The sequence below is a fragment of the Saliniferula longa genome (genome assembly GCF_050789285.1).
Taxonomy (GTDB): Bacteria; Pseudomonadota; Alphaproteobacteria; order Rhodobacterales; family Rhodobacteraceae; genus CAVPWP01.
The window spans coordinates 850,781-872,701 of the sequence record NZ_JBOUVX010000001.1 but is presented as its reverse complement, the minus strand read 5'-3'; the positions used below and the strand labels follow the sequence as shown (position 1 = coordinate 872,701).

Here is a 21,921-nt window from a genome sequence, read left to right as displayed (position 1 = left end):
TTGCAGGTATTGTACTACAGCCCGGATAAAGAAGTCGGGCTGCTGCCGGAACTTCCAATAGTCCCAGCCGAACCTGTCACAGATTACGACGATGCTGCGGAGGTCGGCTGGTACGCTTTTTTTTGGCGATCTTCGATTTCGTTAAGTACGAACTCGTAGTCGGGGTGAAACATCTTCTGGAGACGGTCGAAGCAGTTGGCGGCGTCCCCGTCGATTGAGACCACCGAGACCTTAAGGAGCTCGTGGCGCTGCGCCGTGGCGACCTTCTTCATGTCCTTCACGGTGAACGTCTTGCCGTCGCTGGTGTCCACGTAGTCCATCTGCGCGGCGTCGACGCGCTCGCGCTCAGCAGCGGTCAGAAGCGTCTTGATGACCACCTTATGCTCGCCGATGGGTGTCACCACCTCCTCCTGGTAGCTACGCGGCTGCATAGTTGGCCTTCTCGTTTACCAGGCTCATAGTCACCCCTTCAGCCTCGGTCTCGTCGTAGTGCGCCTTGAACTCGATTTGCTCAGTCACGACGTCGTCGAGCGGCCGGGTCTCCGAGTAGTTGAGCGTCACCTTCGGGAGCACGATGGTGAGCGTCGGGTTGGAGCCTACGCCGATGTCCTGCGCGGTGTTCACAATGTCGATCTGGAGCGCCCGAGCGGTGTTGTCGACGGCGAGGTCGCGGTAGGTGTCCGCGTCCTTCTCCCAGGTGAATGAACCGCTGACGTTAAGCAGGCGGGCGATGAAGTCGGTCGGCGAAAGGGAAGAGAGCACCATCTTCTCGCGGGTCTGACGGTCGAGCGCGATGCTCGCCTCAGTGATCGGGATGGCGGTCGCACCAGAGAGCCCGGCGACGTCAGCTGCGAGCTTGATGGTCATGTAGTGGCGTGGAACGAGGGTGTCGTCACTCGCAAACGCAGGCGTCCAGTCGGCATGATTGGCTTCAGTACGCCCCATGAGCGTCGCGGTGCCGTTGATAACGTCCTCGAGGGGGAAGTTGAGCTCGAGCGAGCTCACAATGCCGCCGTTGACGGCTTTATGCTGGAGCTCACCCTTGGCGAGCGCGAACGAGAGGCTTGGCTGAAGGACACTGGTGTCGAGGCTGAAGGCGTGGCGGTACACGACCGTCTCGCCCGCTTCAGTGGCGGAGCTCAGGCCGCCGAGGAGCGACTTGAGCAGGTAGCCGATGGTGCGGAAGCGAAGGTTGAAGGCCACAGTGCCCTCCACCTTGCTCTTGATGAGCTCCTGGCCCTGCGTGTCCATGCCGGAGCCGGTGGCTTCCTTGATGTCCACCTTCTCGACGAGCGTCTGAAGGCCGACGGGCTCGCGGAGCCGGATGAAGTCCTGTGGTTCTGCAAAGGTGCCTCGGGTGCTCTCTACGGCGACGCCGAGCGCGATGGTTTCTCCTCGTGTAAGTGGCATATTCTAAAGGTTATTTGCTGGCTTTTAATTTCTCGAGCGCCTCCTGGTAACTGGTCGCCTTGATGCTCACGCCGAACTTCGGGAATGAGTACACCCGCTCGCGCTTTTCGGGCTCGGCGGTCATGTCCTTGGTTACGGCGTCAGTACGGCTCTGAATGTCCTTTTTTGCCATATAGGTCAGTATATCACGCCCGGTCTTCATGGACGGTCACCTCGAGCTGCATCATCGCCATGCGGATCGGCACGTCAGCACCGTCGCCGTAGCCCCACGACACGTCCGACGCGCGCGCCCACCCGTTCGGGATGTTGAGCACGCCGGGGTCTTGGAAGACGTCACGGTAGAGTTCCCCGATGCACTCAGAAATGGCCACCTCTGCGAGCTCGCGGCTGGCCTCGCTGTCGTTCTTGTATTCGTAGGCGATGTAGAGGTTGAACATGAACGTCTTGCGGTCGCTGGCGCTCGACGCCCACTGGTTCTCGTTGCTGCCGTACTCGAGAATGTATGCCGGGTAGCTGTCGTACTGCGACGCGGGCGCGCGGTAGAAGCTCGACTGCTTAGTGCTGGCCGTCGTGATGCGGTTGATGATGAGGTCGCGGATTTCTTCGGGGAGGTACATATAGCCCTATTGTACCAGCTTCCTCGCCACCTCCCGGAGCATGTCCTCAGCATCGCGCTGCCGGGCGCGTTCGGTGTTGTTCTCTGCCTTCGTGAAGAAGGGGTTGGTCTTCCGCATTCGGCCGCTCTTGGTCATGCGCGGTGAGTAGTACGGCTCCCCGTGCACGAAGCCGGAGTAGTCGGCGTTCGCCTTCACCACGCCGATGCGGCTGGCGTTGCGCTGGCTGCCCTCTACGAAGCGGATTTGGCGGGCAAGGTTGCCGGTGCGCGAGCGCGCCTCGTTAGGCCCGGCCACGTTCGCGCGCATTTCGTACTTGGCTTGCCGCTCAATGCGGCGCCCCACCTTCTCCACCAAGTCCTGAAGCCCGGCGCTCATTTCTTTCGGGGCGGCTTGGAGCATCTTCTCCACCCCCATCGTGTCGAGGGCTATCTGTACTCTCATGGTGTGCGGAGCATCGCCTCGTAGTGCGAGTGCGAGCGGAAGTCCTCGCGGAGTACCCCTGTCACCTCGTACTCAGTGCCCGCCTCGTCGGTGACGCGGTCGCCAATCTGCACCGCGTAGTGGGTCATCATTAGGAACTTGCGCTCCCCTCGCCCCATCTGGCCAGGGTCTGAGCTGCCGTCATTTGGCTGAATATGAGCCGGAATGTCGGTCGCTAGCTGTGCATAAGTCGTCTTCCGGTCGGTGGTGCTCCGGCGGCTGATGATGACGCGGTCTGTGAAGTGGGCAGCTAGCATACGATGCGGCAGTACGAGTTGATGATCTGCTTGGCCATTTCGAAGTCTGCGCGCTGCTTGTCGTCGAGGTAGGTGACGCTGTACTTGCCGACGGTTTCGCTCTTCACGCCCTGGCGCTGCTCCTTGATGCCCTGCACGATGCCAGCGACGAGTACGGTCGCGGCGAAGGCGATGTCATCGGGGACGGTCGTTGCGAAGCGGGCGTGGTAGCCGGTCACGGCGACGTTCTGGAGCCCTTTCGGGAAGTAGCCGCTCGCCAGTACCAACTCGTGCTTTACGTCAGTGTTGGCGGGGTACGAGGTGACGGTGGTCGCGACGTCGCTGATGGTCACCTCGCTGATCCCCCGCACCGGGTCGATGGCGAGAATGGCCTGCCCGCTGCCGTCATAGCGCTTCGTGGTTTCGGTGTCGGTGACGAGGGTAATTCCCGCTTGCTGGTCCATCTGGCGGCTCACTGCGCCGATATAGATGGCGAGCTGCGTCGCGAAGGAAGGGTCGATGGTAGTGGTGAGGTATGCCTCGACTTTGATTTCGTCGGTGTAGTCCATACCCTCAGTATATCACCTACCCGGCTTCTCCTTGGGGAGAGTGAGCCGAGCGTTTGTTGGCCTGGTCGCGCTCTAGAATTTCCTCGATGGTGCGCCAGCGGCCGTAGGTGAAGCTCAGCCAGGCGATTGGGTTGAGGAGTACCCCGAAAAAGTAGAGCACACTCACTACGTAGTGCCACCAACGATGACTGTCGGCGAGCATGTGAGTGAAGAAGTCCCAGTCTGCTTTGATTTTGTCGAGTAGGCCACCGCCGCGTTCGTAGTTGAAGTCGTGTTGCTGACACGAGGCGGTGAAAATGAAGTCGGGGACGTTGAGGAAGCGTGCTGAGAGGCCGCAGCCATTACCGTACTCACGCTGCTGCTCAGAGGTGAGGTCGCTCCACGTCGGTTTCATACGCTAGAGGCCAGAGCCGAAGAAGAGAGGGTTTTTAGCTGCTGCTGCACCACCCGCTGGTGCAATACTAACAATGACGTGCCCGTGTGTATCATTAGCTCCTGTGTAGGTAAGCGTGGTGCTTCCTGCTGGAGAAATAGCACCACCACTATCAAAAGCACCCATGCGGAAACTTGAGGAATCTCTGAGTGTTGTGGCTGTACCTGCCGCAAGTGAATTACCGTTGTTGAAGCCCATCATCACCGCCCAGGCATTATTAGTTAGTGTTGTTACAGTGCCTGTCTCGGTAATTCCTACACCGTTTCCTGAGCTGTTAGCTTCAGGTACTGCTTGGTCTACCCCAGAGTACGCAGAAGCCGCCAGCCATGAGAAAGCCTGAGAGGAACTAAACGACGCAACAATGTTATTTGTTCCCGATGTCGGATTGAGTAAATACCACATCGTCATGTGCTCGTTTGACTGGACTGCGACAACTGGGCCAATCTGTGTCATTGACACACCCGCATACGTCACGCCAGTCACTTTGTTGCTACCGCCAGAGTTAAAGGTACAAATACCGACAAACATTATGCGATTTAATCCAGTTCCTACAGTGAATGAAACGGTATGGTTAGTACCCGAAGTTGAGTCTTGATTGCCCGTTGCGTTGTCAAAAGCAATCGCCATACCCTACTGAATAGTTATCGCCGCAGCAATCTGCTCTTTGCGCTGTGCCGCAATCTCATCTGCCATACGTCGCGCTTCACGCTCTGCGGTGCGCTTCAAGTCCTGTGCAAATAGCTCGACAGCCTGCTCCTTGAACCACGCCTTTACAAAGTCGAGGCGGGTTTGCGGGTTGGAAATGGTGCGCTCCTCGCCATTGGTAGTCTCCTCCATTGTTACGGGGTCAATGGTGCTAGAGAATGCGGGGTTTGGTACTACAGACTGGTAGCCGCGAGCGTCAGCAAACGCCTCGATGTCAGCTACGGGGTAAGTGATAGATGCGGTGAGTGTGATGGTGTCCATACGTGATTAGCTAAAGATTTCAAACGAACCGTAGTACGTGGTGCCGACGTACTTCAAAGTGATAACAAGCACCTGTCCGGCTGTGTCTGGCCCAGTCGGAGCAGCCCCTCCTCCCCATTTTATCGTCGGTGTCCACGCGAGCGTGCGCTGTGCTACGCCGTCGTGCGCAAGGTAGAGCATGGCGGTCTGGCCAGAGACTGCGTTCGAGAAGTCCAGTGTCGTGTTCTGGTCGAGCGTTCCAGTGAAGTTGGTCGCGGTGGACCAGTCAAAGGTTTCGGTTGCGCCGAGGTTGCCTAGAGCAGAGACGGTACCAGTAGCGCGGTCGTAGTCGAGGCGGGCAAAGTCAGCGGTGCCTGTAAAGGTGGGTGAAGCAGTTGGTGCTTTTACCGCCAGGAACCCGTCCACCTCAGTCTCGGTGTAGTAGCGGTCGTCGTGCGTGTGCGAGGTTGGCGCCTTCCCATCGAGCGCGGTCTGAAGGCCCGTGACGTCGCTGATGGCATGGCTATGGCTGGTCGGTGCCTTTCCGTCGAGCGCTGTCTGTAGCCCGGTCACATCGCTGATGGGGTGCGAGTGTGACGCGTTCGCCTTGCCGTCCACCACTGCCATGAGCGCGGTGATCTGCGCCTGGAGCTTGCCGAAAGCAGCGAGCACCGTGTCTGTCGCAGCAATGATGGCGCTAGTGGCAGTTGAGAGCCCGGTGAGCACCGTCTCCCGGACGCGAGCAGCGGTGAAGTACAAGTTGCTCGGGTCTTCAGGTACGGCCGCAGTGCTGCCTGGTGAGGCGCTGATTTCAACGTACGCGCTCCCGCTCCAGCGGAAGGTCTTGTTGTCGTTGAGGGTGACGTAGATCTTCCCGGTCTCGCCGGAACCTGGAAGGGAAGCGAAGTCTGCCGCCTCGATGACGTCGTCGACGAAGCTCGGGAGCTGCGACGCGGGCACCTTTCCCGTGCCGTCTAGGCTCGCATAGCCGCCTACAGCGCCCTTTTCCTCGCGGAGCTGGTATTGGGTGTGTGGGTCGCTTTCCGCAGCGTGTGAGGCAATTCCAGCCGCCACACGAGCATCTGCGGCACCACTGAAGTCGCTGATGGTGCTGGCCAACTGCGTCCCGGTGTGGGTTGCGCGGTCGCGGAGCTCTGCGTTGGTCGCGTTTGCGGTTGCGCCCGCCTGCACGCCGGAGAGCTTGGAGCGCTCTGCCTCGGTCATGAAGAGGTTGGTGGAGCCCTCGGTGATGTCGTCGGCGGTGTCCGCGTCCTTGTTGAAGTAGATGCCGAGCGCAGCGACGAAGCCACCGACGAGGTTGGCAACGGTCATGCGGAACGACGATCCGGCCGCGTTGTCTGTGGGGTCGCTAGGGTCGACGACGTGCAGCAAGTAGTCTGCGTTCGGTGCTGCGTTCTTCTCAGTGATGTCGGTGAGACGTGCCATATAGCTCGAGTATATCACCCGCCCTGTGGGTAGTACTCGCTGCCGTCCATGAAGCTGTACGGGGTATTGTCCATGAAGGTGAAGAAGTCATAGACCGGCTCGCCGCAGTACTCGCCGAAAATGCGGCCGGTGGATGGGGAAAACGGCGTAGCGCTCTTGCTGAATGGCCTTGCGCCTGGAACAAAGATTGGGATGCAGGTGCTCATTACCCACATTGTAGCATTGAGAAAGGGGGTAAAATTGCCCCCTCCCGTTACCACCAGAACTGAGTGAGTATTTTGAAAATAACCCAAAGGGAAGGTAGTGAAACAATCAGAATAATTCTGACTTCATCTTTACGTAGTACTACTTTTAATTTCATCTTTTCTCCTTTTATCAATGAAACAAACAAAAACACACACGGGGTGTGGTGAGTGGTTTTGCTTTTGGGATTGTGTAGCGAAGCGAACTTGCGACTACCCTTTTATACTACCACAATTCACGCCAAAAGGCAAGAAAAAAGCGCTCTGTTGAGCGCTCTTTTCTGAATTGAAGGTATCAGCTACTCAGCCTTCGGGGCCTTTGGCTTTGCGTCCTTCTTTTCGCCGTCAGCCTTCGGGGCCTTTGGCTTTGCGTCCGTTTCCGGCGCATTCTCGCCGTCCTTTAAGACTTGCGAGAGACCGAAGGCGTTGAGGCGCGTCACCGCGCGGGTGTCGTCCTCGGCGTACACCTTCTTGAGGTGCCACGCGCTGAGGAGGACCATGCCACTCTCGGTTACGCCCACAACCTTCGCAAAGCGTCCCTGGAAGCTCTCGACGACGTCTCCGGCTTTAATGTTGGCCATAAGTCGTCAGAGGTTAAGCGGCTACAAGTGCAGCGATGCAGGTTGCGAAGCTACCAGTCTGGAAGGCACCGTCGTCGTTGCCGCGGACGTATGAGGTGAGGCGGCGGCGGTACTTGATGGTCATGATGTCCTTCACGAAGTCAGTACCATCTGCGTTGGTAATCTCGATTTCCACACCACCCTTGCGGCGAACGTGGAGCTTGCGGAAGTCACCGACGAGGAACGTGCCAGCGGTGATGCCGGTGTTCTCGATGATGCGTGCGCTGCGGATGAGCATACCTCCAGGTGTGTAGAAGGCAGGAACGATGTAGCGGCCGTCGGCGTCCTTGGTGAGGTCGAGTGTTTCGATGTCATCTGGGCTCAGAATGACGTGGGTTGGGCGGAACTTACCCTTCCCTGCCTTCGCAATCTTTGTCATCGCGATGCGAAGAACGTCGAATTTGTTCGCGTTCGCAATGCGCTGTGAACCGATTGCGGTGGCGTCGAGGGTGGTCGCAATGCCGAGCACGCCCTGGAGCTGCGGCGAGGTGCCGTTGCCCGAGAGGAGCTGCGTGTCAGTGGTGACGTTGATGTCCTCGGCAAGGAAGTTCTTAATCTCAGCCACGAGCCCTGGACCGTCCTGGAGCAGCTCGACCGAGTGCTTGTTGGTGACGGTGATCTTCTCGATTGGCTTCTTGAACTCCTGGAAGGCGAAGTCCTTCTCAGGCATCGTCCCGAGCTCTGCGGTCGATGCTGGAGCGCCGGTCTCAGTCACCACCTCCACCCACGAAACGTAGTCAGAATTAGTCTCTCGGGTGTCAGCGATCTGCTCCATGAATGGCTCACGGACGGGGTCGCGGGTGATTTCGGGGTCACGCTCTGGGAGGATAACGTCCCCAGTCAGGTCGTCCTTCGCAGTGCTCTTCGCGAGGTAGTCGAGGTCCTGCTTCGTCTTGAGCTCAAATGAAACTGAGCCCTTTGAATCTCGGAGTGACTCGATCTGCTTAGCAACACGCTCAACGTCGAATGACGCCTTGCGCTCTGCCACCTCCACCTTCACGCCAGCAGCCTTGGCCTTCGCCTGGTCTGCTACAGCGTCGAGGAATGAGCCTACAGCCTCGTTGGCCTTGCGGATGCTCTCAGCAGCAGCCTGGTCGCCAGCCTCGATGGCCTTGCGCATAGCTTCGCCGAGCATCTTGGTAGCTTCGTCGACAGTCTCCTCTTCGGTGACGGTCTCTTCCACTTCAGTGTTCTTAGACATAAAGAATAATGCTAATTGCTTAGCGGTTAATTGAGCGCCCATTTCAGGGGTACAGTGGTATCGCTCACTTTTGGAATTGCCGGATTGCCTTGTTGAGCAGCGTGATAGCGTTCTTCTTTCTCGTGATGGCAGGGTCTTCTTCGTCGATGGTCTCGGTGATCTGCTCCTTCACGTCGATGAGCGTCTGCTTGATAGCGTCGTCGCCCTTCACGAGCGCGCGGCGGTTGGCGCCGATGCCGACGAGTGAGCACTCCATAAGCTCACAGCTTTTGAGCACGAAGGCGTCGCGCTTCTCGTCGTAGTCGACGATGTGCGGGATGAAGCCAACGGAGACCATGTTGAGGTCGCCGCGCTTCACGTGGTTCCAGGCTCGCTCGATGTCCGGGTGAACCTCGACAGCAAACTCAGCCTCGCCCATGAGCATCTTCTCCCCGTCCATTTCAGGGTCAGGCTCGAGCCAGACGCGGAGCCACTTGCCGAGTGGGAAGTCGTTGGAGCGGTGCCCCCAGAAGAAGGCCGGATTGCTCATGAAGTGCTCGAGTATCCAGCTGTCCTGGTCCACGATGTCGCCGTGCCGGTCGATGGTCGCGGTGCTCATCACAAAGGTCGCGGTGTGCTTCTCATCGTCGATAGAGACGGCCTTGCTCGCCACTTCGATGTCGATGCGCTTTCCTTGGAGCTCTGCGGCCTTTTGTTTGATGTTGGGCTTCATACTGGGATTATATCACGCGCCTCTAAACGGCAGGCGCGAGCACGCAGCGGCAGTTAATTGAGTGCTCTGCGGGGTAGTGTTCGCCGTTCGGGAAGGCAGCCCCCTTCGGTACAATCACGCCGTCGTTCTCGACGTGCTCGGGTCGGACCTTCTCGTCGCCGACGGTGATCCACTCCTTGCCAGTGACGATGCCCGACTGCTGGTAGGCGTCGTTTGTGGCCTTCGAGAGCGCAAAGCCGGTCTCTGTGCGCGCGATGGTCATGGCGCGCCCTTCCTTCATGTCGGCAAAGTAGTTGCTGATCTTGTCCGCGATTTCCGCGACGCCGTTACCGGCGCTCAGACCTTCCACGATTCTGCCCTTCAGGATTTCGAAGGTCGTCTCGGTCATGCTGTTCACGAAGAACTCGAGGCGGAGGTCGAGCTGCGCTAGGAGTGCCTCGTCGGTGAAGAAGCGGTCGTCAGCCTTCTTGAAAAGCGCGTCGAGCGCCGCCTGCCCGCCCTCTTCGTAGAGCTTTACCAGGACCGGCCGGAGCGCCTCTTTGGCGAGCCGCTGCTCCTCTCCCTTGTCCATGAAGCCATTGGGGGTGAGGTCGGTCTTGAGAATGCGCTCGCGCTGCCCTTCGTGGTACTTGTTCAGCGCCTCCTCGAGCACCTTCGCCTTGCGGTCCACGCGGTCGTTGTACGCCTTCGCGTAGGTCTCCTTGAGCGCCTTGGTGGCGAAAACGCTGTTCATCTGGCGCTTGGGGCCGGTGCTGAGCGCTTTCGTGAGCGCCTCGGTAGCCTTGATGCGCTTCACGAGTAACGGACGGCTGCGGAGCACCTGCTTGGCCTTTGCGCGCAGCGCCTTGGTGGTGTCGGTCATGTCCAGTGGATTACGTTGAACGGTGAGCTCGTCGTGGCCGTCCATCGGCTCGTAGTTGAAGAGCGCCCGCGCTTCGTTTGCACTGATGATGCCTGCGCGCTTGAGCTCAGTGGCCTCCTTGAGCGCCTGCTCGCGGTCAAACGGCGTTGGGTCGGGGAACGTGAGGAAGACGCTATCGTCGATGCGCGGGAGCATCCGGTTATTGATGGTGTCCTCGAAGGCGTCGAGCGCCGGGATGACGGCCTCCTGGAGGAACATGCGGTAGGCTTCGCGGGAGTTGGCGCGCTCTACGTCCTTGAGGTCGACCATCGGGAGCGGCACGCCAAAGGCAGCGAGGATGTCGTTGCGGAGCTTGTCCTGCGACGCGATGAAGTCCATTTCGCGCGGCGTGACGGAGAGCGGCTTCACGTCCTTCGTGTTCTGGCCGAAGAAGCCAACCTGCTCGCCTAGGCGGGTGAAGGTCTCGCGCCAGTTGCTGCGCGCTTCCCGGACCTGCTCCTGGTTGAGGTCTTGGTTGAGGAAGACGAGCACGCTCGGGACGCCGTTGCTCTTGAAGAACTTGCCCTGGAGCGCTGCCGCTTCCTTCTCTGAGACGATGCGCTGGCTCGCCGGACGTGATGCCCCCACGCCGCGGAGCATGTTGGTAGGGTCGACGTTCTTCGTGTGAACGATGTCCTCGGGCGCAATGCGGATCTTCTCGACGTTGTTGTACTCGTATCCGATCACCCGCTGACGGTCGCTTGAGAGCAGGATTTCAACGTAGTCCGGTCGGAGCGGGACCATCCCGACGATGCTTCGCCCCTCACGCACGAGGTACCAGAAGCAGTCGCCTGAGAGCAGGTAGTGGGCGAGTGAAACCTCGAAGAACTCCCGCTTTGTCATGAGCGGGTTCGGGTTGTTGAAGAGGTCGATGACGGGATGCTCGAGGAGCTCCTCGGTGTCGCCCTGCGCGTTGGTGACGCGGTAGAGCTCGAAGGGAACGCTCGCGCCGCGCTTGGTGATCTTCGAGACGGCGATGAAGAGGTAGAGGCTCTCCTTGTACGTCTTCAGGGTCGCAGCATCTTGGTAGTGGTCGAAGCCGGTGAAGCTGGTCGTCTCTACGAGGTTGACGCCACCAAGGCTTTTGGTTCGTGCGCTGCCTGTGAGGCGGGTAAAGAAGTTTCTCATATTGCCTGCATTATACCTCACATGAATATCGCCCCTCCGCTAATGCCCTGAAGGATTTGCGGCTGGTACGCCGTCGCGTCGAGCACGTCGTCGTGCTTGCCGTTCGGGAACGCTGCCTGCTCGAACTCGAGCTCGGAGCACTCGCCCTCGATGTGGTAGATGGTCTCGGCCGCATACGGCGGGATAAGCCCGCGGATGCGCACCTCCTTCTGCGTGCTGTTGTGCTTCAGCGGGACGATGGGCAGGAACACGCCGCGCTCGCGCTGCGCCCGGTCGAGGAATGGCTTCAGCACGAGGGTGTACATTCCCTCCTCGATGCCGATGCGGTCGTACTTGTTGGCGAGGTGCAGCGAGAAGAGCAGCTCGATGAGCTGGTCGGGCGCAATCTTCAGCTTCCACGCCTTGATGTTCCAAGTGTTGTCGTCTGCGACGAGGTTGTCGCAGAAGCCGGTGAAGTCGGCAGCGGCGTTCTTGCTCGCTGCCGTGTCGATGGTGAGCGTGCGGTGCTTGCGGGTTAACGCCTCCACCTCGGTGTGGGTGCGGTATCGGTACCAAGCAGGCTTGAACTCCTGCGTCTCGGAGCTGATGGGGCGCTGCTGGTAGAGCGCCTCCCACTCGTATGGGCCGATGGTGCGCTTGATGTCCTCGAGCTCGCTCAAGGGGTAGCGTTCCGGCCATAGCGCCTCCCCTACCCGGCGAAACGGCTCCTGGTCCTCCTCCGCGATCGCCATGAGCCGGAGACGCACCCACTTCGCTTCCCCGAGGCCGTTCTTAAGGAAGTCGAAGTAGTCCACCCACGGGTCTTGCTCCATAATGCGCCCGGCGAGGTCGTCGAGGTGCCACCGGGTACCCATGACGATGAGGCTGCCGGTTGGTGAAAGGCGGGTACGCATAACGGCGCGGAACCAGGACCAGATGCCGTCGCGGATGAGCTGGCTCTCAGCTTCCTTTCTGTCCTTGAGACTGTCGTCGACGATAGCAATGTCGGCGCCCTTTCCCGTCGTCGAGCCCCCTACACCCACGGCGTTGTACGCGCCTTTGGCGTTCTTCCACTGCCCCTCCTGGCCGTCCGTCGGCGGCACCCACTTCTGCGTGTTCCACTTCCCCTTTGCCTTGCTGTCAGGTGCAAGGCGGGTCTTGAAAAGGTGCTGGTAGCGGTCGCTGTCGATGAGGTTGCGGGTCTCGCGGCCGTGGTCGGTGGCCAGGTCGCCCGAGTACGATGACACGATGAAGGAGAGGTCCGGGTTCTTCCCAGCAGCGAAGGCGGGGAAGAGCTGCGAAACGTGAACGCTCTTGGAGTGGCGCGGTGGGGCCTCGATGAGCAGGTTGCGGATTTCGCCCGCCAGCACGCGCTCCAGCGCTTCACAGAGCAGGATGGTGTGCCATCCTTCGAGGTAGTCGTCGTAGGTGTAGTCAGCAAAGTAGCGGAGGTGCCGCCTAGCCAATTCCCTACGCGCCAGCTCCCTTTTGGCCTCCTCTTGCAAGCGCGATGAGCTCGTCATCGGAAAGGTTGTGGTAGTTATTGATAGTCACGGCCTGCGGCAGCGGTTTGTCGTCCGTAGTCGTGTCGACGCGCTCGCGCATTCCGTGGTTGGCGCTCAGTAGGAACTTGGCCATCATTGGGTTGTAGTCGCCGGAGAGGCCCCCCTTAATGAGCCTCGACGCCTGAATTGACTTGAGTTTGCTTATCGTGACGGAAAAAGCGGGGTGGACGTTGCCCCATTCCTGGATGGTGTCACGGCTGACGTCGAGGTGGAGCGCTAGCCCGTCGACGGTTGGGATGTTCACGACCACCAGGCGGTCGTAGCTGTCTGACTTCTCGCCGCGGGTCTTCCAAAACTCGTCGATTTCATCCTGGCAAAGCTCAAGGTACTCCTCAGCCTTCTTCAGAATGGCAGGCGAGTATTTTGTTGGCCGTCCAAGTTTGAGTGGTGCTTTCTTTTTTGCTTTTGGCATAAAAACTATGGCGTTTCCCGGTCCACGAACCGCCAGACCCTCTGGCCGTTTCGCCGCACCAGTCTGATGCGGAGGTTGGTGCGGAAGAGGATGATGCGCGCGTCCTTGATGATGTCGGCGCGGGCTTCATCGCAGAGGCTCTCGTACGGGATGTCTTTGAGGTACCGCCCTTGGGCAACGCGAAACTGGTAGATGGCTCGCTGGATGTCCTGAAGCTGGTGGATGGTTCGCATAGCGCGCGTCCCTCTCCACAATCCTACTATACCACGGCGGGCTAGGAGCGTTCGGTCGTTGGGGATAGCGGCGCCATACAAGGGCTTGTTTTTGAGCGAGGATCGCTCAGATTAGACCGACGTATTCAGCTGGAGATTTCTATGGACGTTAACGAGGTAGTTGGCCTGGCCGATTGGCTGGACGAGCACGTAGCACCCGCCATGTCGGTGTATGAAGCGCTGGTCGCGGCGCTCGAGCAAAACGCGACGAATAGCAGCCGTGTGCCCCTGAAGGAGCATCTGGAGGCTGTAGAACGGGAGCTGATGTCGATGCCTGTCGAGCAGCTCACCTACGAGCAATCTGACCTGCTTGAGGCGATGGGAGTGCTCCACCTGCTCGGCAAGAAAGGCTGGCGGTTCATTGAGCAGACGGTGAAGGAGGGGAATTACGACCCTGCGACATCTGCACAGGACGCTCGAAAAGCGAAGCAACAACTCGACCGGACGCTCCAGCTCTTCAAGAAGGCACGGCAGTCGCTGGCGGAGGTGAATATTACCGGCCTCCACGCCGAGGGTGACGAAGACAAAGTCACCGTCCGCGTCCGCTTCACTGAGGGCGTCGAGATTAAGAACGTCACGCAGCTGAAGAAGTGGTCGGGGGAGTGGTACGACATTGCTCGCGGCCTGGCGATGGCGGTCGGTGAGAAGCCCGAAGATGTTGAAGTGAAGGGCGCCTCGACCGGCTCCGTCATCATCATCCTGGGCACGACGCTTACGGTGGCGACGATTATCGCCCTCATCATGAAGCAGGTTGCTTCGACGGTGAAGTCGTCGATGGAAATTGCGCACACGCTGCAAGACTGGAAGATGCGCAAGATTGCTGATGCTGAGGTTGAAGCAACGCTGAAGGCGCGGCGCGAGCGGGTTGAAAAGGGTGGCGTTGATGCTGCCTACGAAGAAGTTGTGAAGCGGCTTGATGGGAAGCTCCAGGGCGACGTTGAAGCAGCGCTGAAAAAGTCAATCGACAAGCTGTTCTCTTTCACTGCCAAAGGCGGCGAGGTTGATATTCTGCCTCCGCCGGTGCCGGAGCATGTCGAACCGCACCACCCGGAAGACGATGTGATCGCTGAGTCTATCGAGACGCTGACGAATGACATCGAGGAGATACGGTCCTTGAAGGCAGAGACGCAGCTGCTCATTGAGGACAACTCAGACGACGACCAAGAGGAAGCCTAGCACTCCCCTCTCCCCCACCCTGATGGGTGTCGAAAACGGCCATTTTGGCCCGCTTGGTGGGGGAGTGGTCGCGGTGGGGGAGTGGTCGCAGAAAATGAAAAAACGGCTTTGTAGAGCCGTGCTAGCTACCTCGGCACGGCACAAAGACGCGCGGGTGCGGTCCATTCATTTCTATCCACGCGCGCGGCGGTTTTGGCCCCGCGTTGTACGCCTCGAGGCTCTCGTATTCTGCGAGGAAGCAGCGCTCGGCCGTGGGCTGCTCAGCGTCTGCTGGCTCAGATAAAGACGCCATGAGGGCCAATGCCCCGAAAAGAACGCCTGCGCAAAACGCGACCGGCCTCATACTCCAATGATAGCAAAAAGGACCACCCGTGAGGGTGGCCAGTTGGGGAGGATCAGTTGAGGCGCTCGCACACGCCGTCGATGATGTTGTGCAGGTCGCGGGTGACTTTGGGGTTCTCGGTCACCTTGCCCGTCAGCGCGAACGTCGTGGCGTTGAAGAGCCGCCAGGCCGTGCGCTGGTCGCCCCACTCGAAGTCGGGCTGCTCGTACGCCTGGAGAACGTCCGCGATGCGCGTCACGTTGATGACGTCGCGCCGGTACATCTGCATGATGGCGTGATCCACCATGAAGTCGTCGAGTATGGCCGCCCGGTACCGCTCGAAGGTGAGGTGCTGCGCTTTGCGCTGCTCCCCGAGCGGTTCGATCACCTCGGCCACCAGGCCGGGGAGGTCGCGCTTGGCGTTGGCCGTGTGCTTCCGCTTGATGATGTGCTCGCCGTAGAACGCGAGGTTGTCGCACGTGAAGACGCGGCTACCGATGGCGATGCCGATGGGGAACTTCTTGTCGTGGCTGTTCCGCAGGCCGACCATGTCGGTGTAGTCGCCATAGGGCGAGCGCAGGGTCAGGACGCCAAAGAAGCGGTTCCCGTCGGGCGTGACGCCGTAGTGCTCCTCGACCAGGTCGTGGCCGAAGAAGCCGAGGCTGTACTTCACCATGTCCACCACCGAATGGTGCGCGATGGGGACGTGGGTCGGGGTTGCTTCCGGGATGGGAAGCTCACGGAGACCGGCATAGTCGACCGGCTCCGCCCCGGCGTGGAGCATGAGGGACATGGGTATTCTCCTGTGCAAGGTGCTGAAACTACGTCAATTTTAGCACGGAGCACCTGCCAAAACGGCGAAACGCCAGGCGGGCTGCCTGGCGTTCCCCGGTTTGCACCGCTTCGGTGAGCTCGCTACCAGGATGACTGGTAGGTGAACGTCACATCGGCCGGACTATCCAACGCGAGCTTTAGGATTCTCTCGGTTTCGACGAGATCGTCGTAGTAGTCCTGATCGTACGCATAGCTGCCGAAGAAAAATCCCTCACAGACTGGGAGCAGCCGCTCTGCCACCTCTGTGTTCGCCATGACGCGGCCATCCTTGAGGATTTCGACCCACTCACCGCCCTCCAGGGTCTGCCCCATCGACACCTTCCCTGGGATGAGCTTCGTTGACGCCTTCACCTCTTGGACCACCTTCAATAGCTCACGGAGCTGGTCTCTGCTGACCGGGTACTCCCGACAGTCATCCTTTCCCCCTTGCGCATTGCGTACAAACCAACCGTGGATTTGGTTGGCTTTTCGCCAGTAACCGATAACCTCCCTCACCTCCGTTGAATACTCAGGCTCGAACGTGAGCGCGTCGCCCTTCACAGCTAATCGCAGTGTGGCTTTGCCTCCCGGATACGCATATTGCGCTCGGGAAAGGTACATATCGAGACCCATACTACAGGTACTCAGCTATTACTTTTTCAATCTCCTCTTGCTTTCCCCACTCTACTGATAGGTCTCTTATTCTTTCGAGTGCTGCGTGTAGTGCAGTAACTCGTGCGAGTAACGCGGCGTCACGCCATACGTCACTTGTTTCAGCCTCAAGCTCCTTTAAGAAGTTATCCATGTTTATCTTTGCGAGAGTGTCTTAAGTGTTGCTCTCGTACCACCGAGGCTCGCTGCAAGCTCAATGCAATTCAAGAAAAACATCCCGCCTCATAGCACCTCATTACAACCGTCTTGATTCGTTCTGAATGGCGCTTGCTGCGCGAAATAACGCTGCAAGAGGAATTATTTGACAAAGAAAGGCCACCCCGTAAGGTGGCCAGTAGGAAGGCTTCAGAAGCGCCAGCTGCCAGGCAAGACCGCTTCAGTGAGCCCGATGTACCCGATGAGCGTCCCGTCGCTGAGCCTCACTGGCCAGGCGACGGTACCGCGCATCACCCCGCGCTTCGCATAGCCGACGCCAATTCGCTTGGCGTCTTCGGGGTCGAGGCCAAACGCAACCACGGCGTCATGGTCGGCCTCTAGGTAGTCCAGCTCCTTGAAACCGCGGGCCTCACTGGTCTGCGGCTTCGTCTCGTTGGCTGGCTTCTTCTCCTTGGGATCGGTCCCGCTGAGGAAGTGTGCTGCCTCGTTTGCGGGAATGCCTTTGATGTGCGCGGCGAGCGCGATCTGGTCGCCACCTTGCTTGGCCGTGAAGCAGTAGAACCCACGGCCAGGAGTGACGACGAGCGCACGGTCGGTGCTGCCTTCGCAGGCAGGGCACGTGCCCCGGTACTGCGCGCCGCGCTTCTTGAGGTCGAGCCCGAGGAGCCGCATGGCGTCCTCGAGTGATACGCGAGCCTTGAGCTCGTCGAAGTCAATGAACTTGGTCATGGATACCTCCACGGGTATGAGCTGCGCCTACCCCCATTATACAACCCCTAGCGTGGTACCATTGAGTGCGGGACAAGCTATGGAGGAACCCATGTCTGACAAACCCGCGCACAAGGTCCGCATCGGGCTCATCACGGCCACCATCTGGAAGAACGAGCCGGAGAACGGCACCCCGTTCTACACGGTCCAGCTCCAGCGCACGTACAAGAACGGCGCCGGAGAGTGGAAGTCGAGCGACACGCTCAACCACGACGACCTGCTGAACGCCTCGAAGGTGCTCCAGCGGGCGGAAGGCTGGATTGCCGCGCAATGACAAAGGCCCTGGCAGCAATGCCGGGGCCTCACTACGTCACGAGCTTGGTCGGTTCCCTTCCCGCGCGGAGCCACTCCTCAGCGAAAAGGTCCGGGTACTCGTCTTCCCCCGCTTCACGGCCTAGGTCACGAACGTGGTGGAAAAGGAAGCGGTTGGTCGGGCCGACGAGCTCCTCGGTGAGCTTGGCCAGGTTTCGCGCCTTCTTGGCGCTCGTTGTGGTGACGATCACGCGCAGGTTCGGGATGCCGAGCCGTTCCTTGTACGCCTCCATCTCGAAGACGTGCTGGTACGCCAGCACCTTTTTGCGCCAGCTGGCCTGCCGGAGCTTCTTCACGTCTCCCCCATTCGCCCGCTCGTGCTCGTGCATGAAGAACGAGACGCGCCCCTCTTTGTAGAGGCCGAAGAAGCCGTCCGGGCGGAACTTCTCCGGCCGGTGCTCGATGATGGTTGGGAACTTCAGGGGGTCGGCGGGCGGCTCCTTCATCCGGTCCAGCACCTCCTCGAGCGTGACGAGCCTGTACCCCTGCGCCCGCGCCCCGGCCTCGATTGAGGCCATCACGTTGCAAACGCCCGCAGCGTCGTGCGCGAAGTTGCTCGATGAGCCGCGGACCTGCGTGACAGCGAGCGGCCGTTCCTGCCGCGCCAAGAGCGCTTCCTCGCCCTTGGGTGCAATGGCGTAGTACATGAACTGCGCGTGCGCATTCTCGCAGAATTTCTGGCTCTCAGGGCGCATCAGGTACCGCGCCCGAAAGAGCTCCCGGAGGCGGCGGGGGAAGGTGTTGGCGCTGCGCGGGGGGAGGAGCCGGGCGAGAAGGTCGCGGCGCAAGTAGCGGTACCGCATGAGCTGGTAAAAGATGAGGAGGTCGTACTCAGTGAGCACCACCTCCCCTACCTTCTTCGGCCATTTCCAACGCACCGCGCGCCCCATAGCGTCGTGCGTCTTCGCCATAGGTCTATGCTACCACGCTCACCACCGCTGCCCGAGAATGGCGGGACCGTTGGCGATGTACGCGACCGCGAAGGCCCTCTGGTCGTCCACGTAGGCGCGGTGGCGCTCGTAGTACTGCCGCTGGCCAATCACCTCCGCTACGAGGAGCCTGCTCCAGCGCTCGAGGTGCGGCGAGCCGGGGAAGTAGGTGTAGAGGTGCTCGATCTGCTTGCTGCACGTGGCAGCTTCACCAGGGAGCGAAAAGTCGTACTCGAAGCGCCAGTGCACCCAGTCGTGCCAGGCCCGGAAGGCCCAATTCACCTCCGGCGTGCCGAAGACGGTGTAGTCGGACCCTGCGGCAGCCACCACGAGCGTTTTCCCGGCGTCCAGGTGCTCCTTGAGCGCGCGGAAGGTACCAGGAGCGTCGTCGCTCACCACGTATTGCGGCACGAGTTTGCCAGCGATTACCAGCACGGCCTCGTTGAAGCTCTCATCGAGCGGAAGGTTTGGTTTTTCGTCGAACATTGCTGCCTCCATAGATCTAGAAGCAGCAGGAGACTACAGCTTGGGATTTCTGTAACCGTTTGGAATGATGCGGGAAAAGTGGTGCTGATGCAGAGCGAGCAGCTATGCGGAATAGATCACATTTGCGTCACCACGAGCTGCTCTCTTCCCCATCCCCTTTCTTCGGTTGTGGTGGCTCTGCGCTCACCTTTGTTCCCTCGTACGGGAACGTAAAGCTGGTACCCCATGATGCCGTGAGGCCGGTTGAAGATGGCGGATTGGTCGGGCTTGGCGGTGTGGAGGTTGGGGGAGTGGGAGATAGGTCAGCGGCGTAGCGCTGGCGCATCCGCTCATGAATTGCACTGATGGAGCCTTGGGTTGGTATCTTATCCAGCGCGCCAGCATCTACGGTCCACGTCCTGCTGATGAGCTGCCCGCGCATGAATGCGAGGAACGTGCCCTTGCGCACGAAGTCGATTTGGTTTGGCTGAACGCGCATTTCCCTGGCCATAACCGCTGTATCCTCGGCTGATGCGCCGCCGACGAACTTCACCGCGGTATTGGCGTGGATCGTGGAGCGCAGCCGCGGCCCGAGTTGGTTGAGGAGCTGGTGCGCGACCGTCACCCCGAGCCCGTACTTTCGCCCCTGCTCGAAGAGGTTGAAGAGCACTTGGCTGTCCTCGGCGTAGTCGCCGAACTCGTCGAGGTAGAGGTAGGTCGGGCGGCGCTGCCCCTGCGGGCGGCTCATCACTGCCTGCATCAGCTGGACCAGGAAAATGCGGCCAATGAGGCTCGCAAATTGGTCTGTCAGGTACCCCTTGTTGGTGTTGATGAGGATGATTTTGCCGCTATCCACCGCTTGGCGGATATTGATGGACTGGCTCGGCGCGTTGAGCATCCGACCCACTGTGGTGGCAGAAAGAACGGTATTGAGGCGCCCTGCGATGTCGTTGCGGGTTTCGGCGTAGGTGCGTGAGTTGAAGTCGCCTTGGAAGAACTCTTGGACCACCTCCGGCGTTTCTTTGAGGTAGCGATCATTTAGAGGCACCCCGTTTTTGAGCACGTTGTGCATCGTGCGCACCGTAGCGCCGGGCGTATGCAGCATCAGGATGCAGAGGAACCGGAAAACGGTTGCCATTTTGCCGGTAAGCTCGACCCCAAGCGCGGTGAAGACGTACTGAAAGAGCTCTACTGCCCGCGCGACTTCGGCGTCACCCGTTCCAGCACGAGCAAAGATATTGAGCGCAGCCGGGCAATGCTGTGGGTCGACGAGAATAAGGCGGTCGGGAGCAACGTGCGGAGCAATTTCGTTGATGAGGTCGCCTTGGCTGTCGATCACCACCACGCTGGCGTCTGTTTGAATATCGGCCGCAATGAGCGATTTTAGGAGCGTCGTTTTTCCAAAATTGCTGCCTGCGAGAATGTGGGTATGGCTGGTGCGCAGGTCGGCCGGGATTTCCTGTTTTGGTGGCTCCGGTTTCGGTTCCGGTTTCGGCTCCAAACCGTAGCGTTCGCGCATTGCCTTAAGCTCAAGCTGGTGCCGTAATTCAAGCTCCTCAACACGCAGTTTCGTTTGGTACTCTTCTTGCAAGGAGTCAGGCGGCATTTCATCCGGGTGCATCATCACCAGTACGGCTACACAAGCAAGGACGCCTCCAGCAATATAAATTAACCTGTCAGCCTCTTCGGAAAAACCCGAAACAATCCAGTTCAGTGCAAAGGCAATAAGTACAAACGCGGCTACGGCTGCATAGATCAGATAGATTTTGTCTTTAGGGCGCTCTTGGTAGCCTCGTGTTCCCGCAATTGCGTGGAGGGCTTTCTGCGCACGGACAAAGGCCAGAAAGATAGGCACAATAATCACCACTGCTAGGATAAACTTCACAATGAGCGGATGCACGTCTTCCCTCTTTCTCCTTGGGAACAGTACGAAAAATGGAAGCGTGGCGCTGGCTTCCGTCAAGTCTTTTCGATGAAGCGGCGCACGTACTCCTCGACCTGCGCCGGGTCGCTCGCGATACGGTGGTTCGCATAGCGGACCTTTTCGGCAGTTTTTGGGTCTGGCTCAGGCAAGTCAGGGACAATATCCACCTCTTCCGGCCGCTCATCCGAGACCACGCGGGCGCGAAAGCGGGGAAGCTGGTTGAGGTCGGTGAGGAGCTGATTCTGCCCCACAATCGTCTCCAGCCGCTTCGCGTCGGTCGATGAGACCCGGAAGATGTACCGCAGCGAGGTGTTGCCCAGGACCGCTTCCCGCAGCGCTGGTGAGAGCTGAGCGAGGTACTGGTGCGCTACCGTCAGCGAGAGGCCGAACTTCCGCACACCCGAGAGGAGCTCAGCGAGCGTCGCCCCGGCGAAGTGGTGCACCTCATCGAGGTACACGTGAAACGGCTCCGTGGACTGGCGCGACAGCGCCGCCAGGTGGAGCTGCGTGAGGAGGAGCATCCCGACGAGCTTCACCTTACTGATGCCGAGCTTGCCCTGCGGGAGGCGGGCAATGAAGACGCGGTTGTCCTCGAGAATGTCCGTGAACGTGAAGGACGTCTTTGGCTGTCCGATAGTGTTTCGGACACGCCGGTCGGCCATGAGCATCCCGATTTTGTTCAGCGTGGAGCGCGTCGTCTCGCGCTTGTCCTTTTCGGGGAGCCGTTCGAAGTCGAGCCAGAAGTCCTTTACGATGGGGTCGGTCACCGACTTGAGCACCCGGCGGCGGTAGCGGGTCGCGTGCGGGGTGAGCAGGAACTTGAGGCCGAGGAGCGGCTGCTTGGCTTCGATGAGCGCGTAGGTGGCGTTGAAGAGGTACTGGTCCATCGTGGGCGTGCTCACGCCGCTGTACCCCCAGGCGTCCTTGATGGCCTCGACGAGCGTTGTGGCGACGAAGGGCACCTCGCCGGGGGCGCGGAGTGGGTTGAAGCGGACCGGGTGCTCGCTGTCCGAAATGTCGAAGAGAACGACGTCGGCAAGGCGCTCGCGCGGGATGAGGCTGAGGATGTGGTCGGCGTCAGAGCCGTGCGGGTCGAGGTAGAACAGTCCGCGGCCAGCGGTAAGGTCGTCGAAGATCCGCTGCTTGATGAGCGTGCTCTTCCCGGTCCCGGTGGAACCGATGATGTGGCAATGTGGAAGCGCCATAACGCCGCCCG

At 59.7% G+C, this 21,921-nt stretch carries 28 protein-coding genes; 2 read left to right on the top strand and 26 right to left on the bottom strand.

The features are described 5' to 3' along the window. Window positions 1-83: 83 nt before the first annotated feature. From ACRDNQ_RS04020 to ACRDNQ_RS03930, 19 genes are all read right to left on the bottom strand, one after another. Window positions 84-401 (bottom strand): hypothetical protein, encoded by a 318-nt coding sequence (locus ACRDNQ_RS04020; RefSeq protein ID WP_431827342.1) that lies wholly within the window; start codon window positions 399-401, stop codon window positions 84-86. Window positions 402-417: 16 nt separating this feature from the next. Then, window positions 418-1,410: a phage tail tube protein gene (locus ACRDNQ_RS04015; RefSeq protein ID WP_431827341.1), complete on the bottom strand. Its 993-nt coding sequence runs from the start codon at window positions 1,408-1,410 to the stop codon at window positions 418-420. A 10-nt stretch (window positions 1,411-1,420) separates the two neighbouring features. Further along, window positions 1,421-1,612 (bottom strand): hypothetical protein, encoded by a 192-nt coding sequence (locus ACRDNQ_RS04010; protein WP_431827340.1) that lies wholly within the window; start codon window positions 1,610-1,612, stop codon window positions 1,421-1,423. Then, window positions 1,596-2,027, bottom strand: coding sequence for a hypothetical protein (locus ACRDNQ_RS04005; RefSeq protein WP_431827339.1), 432 nt, complete (start codon window positions 2,025-2,027; stop codon window positions 1,596-1,598). The genes ACRDNQ_RS04010 and ACRDNQ_RS04005 overlap by 17 nt, the downstream gene beginning before the upstream one ends. A gap of 6 nt (window positions 2,028-2,033) precedes the next feature. Continuing rightward, a complete protein-coding gene (locus tag ACRDNQ_RS04000) occupies window positions 2,034-2,468 on the bottom strand; it encodes a hypothetical protein (RefSeq protein WP_431827338.1) in 435 nt (144 codons plus the stop codon). Then, window positions 2,465-2,596: a hypothetical protein gene (locus tag ACRDNQ_RS03995; RefSeq protein WP_431827337.1), complete on the bottom strand. Its 132-nt coding sequence runs from the start codon at window positions 2,594-2,596 to the stop codon at window positions 2,465-2,467. The genes ACRDNQ_RS04000 and ACRDNQ_RS03995 overlap by 4 nt, the downstream gene beginning before the upstream one ends. A gap of 161 nt (window positions 2,597-2,757) precedes the next feature. Further along, window positions 2,758-3,312, bottom strand: coding sequence for a hypothetical protein (locus tag ACRDNQ_RS03990; protein ID WP_431827336.1), 555 nt, complete (start codon window positions 3,310-3,312; stop codon window positions 2,758-2,760). Window positions 3,313-3,328: 16 nt separating this feature from the next. After that, window positions 3,329-3,706, bottom strand: a complete 378-nt coding sequence (locus tag ACRDNQ_RS03985) for a hypothetical protein (protein ID WP_431827335.1) — start codon at window positions 3,704-3,706, stop codon at window positions 3,329-3,331. A 3-nt stretch (window positions 3,707-3,709) separates the two neighbouring features. Next, on the bottom strand, window positions 3,710-4,372 hold the full coding sequence (locus ACRDNQ_RS03980; protein WP_431827334.1) for a hypothetical protein: 663 nt from the start codon (window positions 4,370-4,372) through the stop codon (window positions 3,710-3,712). Between the two features lie 3 nt (window positions 4,373-4,375). Further along, on the bottom strand, window positions 4,376-4,711 hold the full coding sequence (locus ACRDNQ_RS03975) for a hypothetical protein (RefSeq protein WP_431827333.1): 336 nt from the start codon (window positions 4,709-4,711) through the stop codon (window positions 4,376-4,378). A 6-nt stretch (window positions 4,712-4,717) separates the two neighbouring features. Continuing rightward, window positions 4,718-6,136 carry a phage tail fiber repeat family protein gene (locus tag ACRDNQ_RS03970; protein WP_431827332.1) on the bottom strand — a complete coding sequence of 473 codons (1,419 nt, stop codon included), beginning with the start codon at window positions 6,134-6,136 and terminating at the stop codon, window positions 4,718-4,720. A 14-nt stretch (window positions 6,137-6,150) separates the two neighbouring features. Beyond that, window positions 6,151-6,342 carry a hypothetical protein gene (locus tag ACRDNQ_RS03965; RefSeq protein WP_431827331.1) on the bottom strand — a complete coding sequence of 64 codons (192 nt, stop codon included), beginning with the start codon at window positions 6,340-6,342 and terminating at the stop codon, window positions 6,151-6,153. 335 nt (window positions 6,343-6,677) lie between these two features. After that, on the bottom strand, window positions 6,678-6,959 hold the full coding sequence (locus ACRDNQ_RS03960) for a hypothetical protein (protein ID WP_431827330.1): 282 nt from the start codon (window positions 6,957-6,959) through the stop codon (window positions 6,678-6,680). Window positions 6,960-6,972: 13 nt separating this feature from the next. Continuing rightward, window positions 6,973-8,181 (bottom strand): phage major capsid protein, encoded by a 1,209-nt coding sequence (locus tag ACRDNQ_RS03955; protein WP_431827329.1) that lies wholly within the window; start codon window positions 8,179-8,181, stop codon window positions 6,973-6,975. Window positions 8,182-8,263: 82 nt separating this feature from the next. Continuing rightward, window positions 8,264-8,911 carry an HK97 family phage prohead protease gene (locus ACRDNQ_RS03950; protein WP_431827328.1) on the bottom strand — a complete coding sequence of 216 codons (648 nt, stop codon included), beginning with the start codon at window positions 8,909-8,911 and terminating at the stop codon, window positions 8,264-8,266. Window positions 8,912-8,933: 22 nt separating this feature from the next. Then, window positions 8,934-10,940: a phage portal protein gene (locus ACRDNQ_RS03945; protein WP_431827327.1), complete on the bottom strand. Its 2,007-nt coding sequence runs from the start codon at window positions 10,938-10,940 to the stop codon at window positions 8,934-8,936. Window positions 10,941-10,957: 17 nt separating this feature from the next. Further along, entirely contained in the window at window positions 10,958-12,442 is a 1,485-nt protein-coding gene (locus ACRDNQ_RS03940) for a terminase large subunit domain-containing protein (protein WP_431827326.1), read from the bottom strand. After that, entirely contained in the window at window positions 12,390-12,896 is a 507-nt protein-coding gene (locus tag ACRDNQ_RS03935) for a terminase small subunit (protein ID WP_431827325.1), read from the bottom strand. The genes ACRDNQ_RS03940 and ACRDNQ_RS03935 overlap by 53 nt, the downstream gene beginning before the upstream one ends. 5 nt (window positions 12,897-12,901) lie before the next feature. After that, window positions 12,902-13,129 (bottom strand): hypothetical protein, encoded by a 228-nt coding sequence (locus ACRDNQ_RS03930; protein WP_431827324.1) that lies wholly within the window; start codon window positions 13,127-13,129, stop codon window positions 12,902-12,904. A gap of 141 nt (window positions 13,130-13,270) precedes the next feature. On the opposite strand from ACRDNQ_RS03930, the gene ACRDNQ_RS03925 reads away from it, so the two are divergent. After that, window positions 13,271-14,344 (top strand): nuclear transport factor 2 family protein, encoded by a 1,074-nt coding sequence (locus ACRDNQ_RS03925; protein ID WP_431827323.1) that lies wholly within the window; start codon window positions 13,271-13,273, stop codon window positions 14,342-14,344. Window positions 14,345-14,739: 395 nt separating this feature from the next. Here ACRDNQ_RS03925 and ACRDNQ_RS03920 read toward each other — a convergent pair whose 3' ends face one another. The 3 genes from ACRDNQ_RS03920 to ACRDNQ_RS03910 all read right to left on the bottom strand — a co-directional run bounded on the left by ACRDNQ_RS03920 (window position 14,740) and on the right by ACRDNQ_RS03910 (window position 17,036). Further along, on the bottom strand, window positions 14,740-15,459 hold the full coding sequence (locus ACRDNQ_RS03920; protein WP_431827322.1) for a DUF932 domain-containing protein: 720 nt from the start codon (window positions 15,457-15,459) through the stop codon (window positions 14,740-14,742). Between the two features lie 122 nt (window positions 15,460-15,581). Continuing rightward, complete coding sequence (locus ACRDNQ_RS03915) at window positions 15,582-16,040, bottom strand: hypothetical protein (protein WP_431827321.1); 459 nt, start codon at window positions 16,038-16,040, stop codon at window positions 15,582-15,584. Window positions 16,041-16,496: 456 nt separating this feature from the next. Continuing rightward, the gene (locus ACRDNQ_RS03910; RefSeq protein ID WP_431827320.1) at window positions 16,497-17,036 is read right to left on the bottom strand and encodes a CHC2 zinc finger domain-containing protein; all 540 of its coding nucleotides are present in this window, start codon (window positions 17,034-17,036) and stop codon (window positions 16,497-16,499) included. Window positions 17,037-17,127: 91 nt separating this feature from the next. On the opposite strand from ACRDNQ_RS03910, the gene ACRDNQ_RS03905 reads away from it, so the two are divergent. Further along, window positions 17,128-17,349 (top strand): hypothetical protein, encoded by a 222-nt coding sequence (locus ACRDNQ_RS03905; RefSeq protein ID WP_431827319.1) that lies wholly within the window; start codon window positions 17,128-17,130, stop codon window positions 17,347-17,349. Window positions 17,350-17,380: 31 nt separating this feature from the next. Here the strand turns inward: ACRDNQ_RS03905 and ACRDNQ_RS03900 are convergent, their stop codons facing one another. From ACRDNQ_RS03900 to ACRDNQ_RS03885, 4 genes are all read right to left on the bottom strand, one after another. Continuing rightward, window positions 17,381-18,298, bottom strand: a complete 918-nt coding sequence (locus ACRDNQ_RS03900; protein WP_431827318.1) for a hypothetical protein — start codon at window positions 18,296-18,298, stop codon at window positions 17,381-17,383. Between the two features lie 18 nt (window positions 18,299-18,316). Continuing rightward, window positions 18,317-18,802, bottom strand: a complete 486-nt coding sequence (locus ACRDNQ_RS03895) for a hypothetical protein (RefSeq protein ID WP_431827317.1) — start codon at window positions 18,800-18,802, stop codon at window positions 18,317-18,319. Between the two features lie 127 nt (window positions 18,803-18,929). Further along, a complete protein-coding gene (locus ACRDNQ_RS03890; RefSeq protein WP_431827316.1) occupies window positions 18,930-20,681 on the bottom strand; it encodes a type IV secretory system conjugative DNA transfer family protein in 1,752 nt (583 codons plus the stop codon). A gap of 59 nt (window positions 20,682-20,740) precedes the next feature. Continuing rightward, window positions 20,741-21,910 (bottom strand): type IV secretory system conjugative DNA transfer family protein, encoded by a 1,170-nt coding sequence (locus ACRDNQ_RS03885; RefSeq protein ID WP_431827315.1) that lies wholly within the window; start codon window positions 21,908-21,910, stop codon window positions 20,741-20,743. Window positions 21,911-21,921 lie beyond the last annotated feature (11 nt).

Coding starts and splice junctions, on each gene's coding strand:
- ACRDNQ_RS04015 (WP_431827341.1), bottom strand. CDS start 1,410: ATGCCACTTACACGAGGAGAAACCATCGCGCTCGGCGTCGCCGTAGAG.
- ACRDNQ_RS04010 (WP_431827340.1), bottom strand. CDS start 1,612: ATGAAGACCGGGCGTGATATACTGACCTATATGGCAAAAAAGGACATT.
- ACRDNQ_RS04005 (WP_431827339.1), bottom strand. CDS start 2,027: ATGTACCTCCCCGAAGAAATCCGCGACCTCATCATCAACCGCATCACG.
- ACRDNQ_RS04000 (WP_431827338.1), bottom strand. CDS start 2,468: ATGAGAGTACAGATAGCCCTCGACACGATGGGGGTGGAGAAGATGCTC.
- ACRDNQ_RS03995 (WP_431827337.1), bottom strand. CDS start 2,596: ATGACCCACTACGCGGTGCAGATTGGCGACCGCGTCACCGACGAGGCG.
- ACRDNQ_RS03990 (WP_431827336.1), bottom strand. CDS start 3,312: ATGGACTACACCGACGAAATCAAAGTCGAGGCATACCTCACCACTACC.
- ACRDNQ_RS03985 (WP_431827335.1), bottom strand. CDS start 3,706: ATGAAACCGACGTGGAGCGACCTCACCTCTGAGCAGCAGCGTGAGTAC.
- ACRDNQ_RS03980 (WP_431827334.1), bottom strand. CDS start 4,372: ATGGCGATTGCTTTTGACAACGCAACGGGCAATCAAGACTCAACTTCG.
- ACRDNQ_RS03975 (WP_431827333.1), bottom strand. CDS start 4,711: ATGGACACCATCACACTCACCGCATCTATCACTTACCCCGTAGCTGAC.
- ACRDNQ_RS03970 (WP_431827332.1), bottom strand. CDS start 6,136: ATGGCACGTCTCACCGACATCACTGAGAAGAACGCAGCACCGAACGCA.
- ACRDNQ_RS03965 (WP_431827331.1), bottom strand. CDS start 6,342: ATGAGCACCTGCATCCCAATCTTTGTTCCAGGCGCAAGGCCATTCAGC.
- ACRDNQ_RS03960 (WP_431827330.1), bottom strand. CDS start 6,959: ATGGCCAACATTAAAGCCGGAGACGTCGTCGAGAGCTTCCAGGGACGC.
- ACRDNQ_RS03950 (WP_431827328.1), bottom strand. CDS start 8,911: ATGAAGCCCAACATCAAACAAAAGGCCGCAGAGCTCCAAGGAAAGCGC.
- ACRDNQ_RS03945 (WP_431827327.1), bottom strand. CDS start 10,940: ATGAGAAACTTCTTTACCCGCCTCACAGGCAGCGCACGAACCAAAAGC.
- ACRDNQ_RS03940 (WP_431827326.1), bottom strand. CDS start 12,442: ATGACGAGCTCATCGCGCTTGCAAGAGGAGGCCAAAAGGGAGCTGGCG.
- ACRDNQ_RS03935 (WP_431827325.1), bottom strand. CDS start 12,896: ATGCCAAAAGCAAAAAAGAAAGCACCACTCAAACTTGGACGGCCAACA.
- ACRDNQ_RS03930 (WP_431827324.1), bottom strand. CDS start 13,129: ATGCGAACCATCCACCAGCTTCAGGACATCCAGCGAGCCATCTACCAG.
- ACRDNQ_RS03925 (WP_431827323.1), top strand. CDS start 13,271: ATGGACGTTAACGAGGTAGTTGGCCTGGCCGATTGGCTGGACGAGCAC.
- ACRDNQ_RS03920 (WP_431827322.1), bottom strand. CDS start 15,459: ATGTCCCTCATGCTCCACGCCGGGGCGGAGCCGGTCGACTATGCCGGT.
- ACRDNQ_RS03910 (WP_431827320.1), bottom strand. CDS start 17,036: ATGACCAAGTTCATTGACTTCGACGAGCTCAAGGCTCGCGTATCACTC.
- ACRDNQ_RS03905 (WP_431827319.1), top strand. CDS start 17,128: ATGTCTGACAAACCCGCGCACAAGGTCCGCATCGGGCTCATCACGGCC.
- ACRDNQ_RS03900 (WP_431827318.1), bottom strand. CDS start 18,298: ATGGCGAAGACGCACGACGCTATGGGGCGCGCGGTGCGTTGGAAATGG.
- ACRDNQ_RS03895 (WP_431827317.1), bottom strand. CDS start 18,802: ATGTTCGACGAAAAACCAAACCTTCCGCTCGATGAGAGCTTCAACGAG.
- ACRDNQ_RS03885 (WP_431827315.1), bottom strand. CDS start 21,910: ATGGCGCTTCCACATTGCCACATCATCGGTTCCACCGGGACCGGGAAG.